1 protein-coding gene is annotated in these 836 nt (G+C 47.0%); it reads left to right on the top strand.

Translation table 11 applies throughout. From position 1 onward, the window contains the following. Window positions 1–836, top strand: an 836-nt coding sequence (locus tag FNH22_RS31765; protein ID WP_143402568.1) for an AMP-binding protein, incomplete at both ends; no start/stop codon positions are given.

Here is an 836-nt window from a genome sequence, read left to right as displayed (position 1 = left end):
TCAGCCTTTTAGGTATTATGAAGGCGGGTGGGGCTTATCTTCCGTTAGACAGAACGCAACCCCGGGAACGCAATATGGTTATCCTGGAAGAAAGTGGTTGCAGGTTACTGCTAACCGAAGCCGGGTTGTGTGATCGTTATGGTTCAGTGGTGGAATGTGTATCCATTAGATCACTCGATTTAAGCGGTTGTCCTTCAACAGCAGTTGATTTAATGCCATCTCCCTCACAGCGTGCGTATGTGATCTATACTTCCGGCTCTACCGGCTTGCCCAAGGGCGTTGAAATTGTTCATGCCACGCTGCTGAATTTGATTGTTTCCCAGACACAGGAGCTGAATATTAATGCTCATGATCGTGTGTTACAATTCGCTAACCTGGTCTTCGATTCATCGGTAGAGCAACTGTGGCTGGCCCTGGCAAGTGGTGCGAGGCTGGTGCTAATATCCCGTGATACCATATTGGATCCCCAGGCCTTTTTAGGGTATATAGCCGAAAAAAAAGTGACCTACTTTGATGCTACTCCCACCTACCTTGAGAGCATTGGTACGTGTTTTCACCCTGAGCTCCGTTACGTTATTGTATCCGGAGAAGAGTGTAATGTGGCTTTAGTCAATGAGCTCTGTGACAAATACATGGTGTTTAACAGCTATGGTCCTACTGAGGCTACAGTGACTTCTGTACAATACAAAATGGATCATAAAATAACAGATATCCGTGTACCCATAGGTCGTCCCTTTGGTAACATTCGTGCTTATGTTTTGGGTAGCGAGGGTGAATTGCTGGCAAAAGGAGTACGTGGAGAACTGTACATTGCGGGCCCCTGCCTGGCAAAAGGC

Origin of the sequence: Fulvivirga sp. M361, from assembly GCF_007097395.1 — a bacterium.
Taxonomy (GTDB): domain Bacteria; phylum Bacteroidota; class Bacteroidia; order Cytophagales; family Cyclobacteriaceae; genus Fulvivirga.
This window is presented reverse-complemented; position numbering and strand designations above follow the sequence as displayed.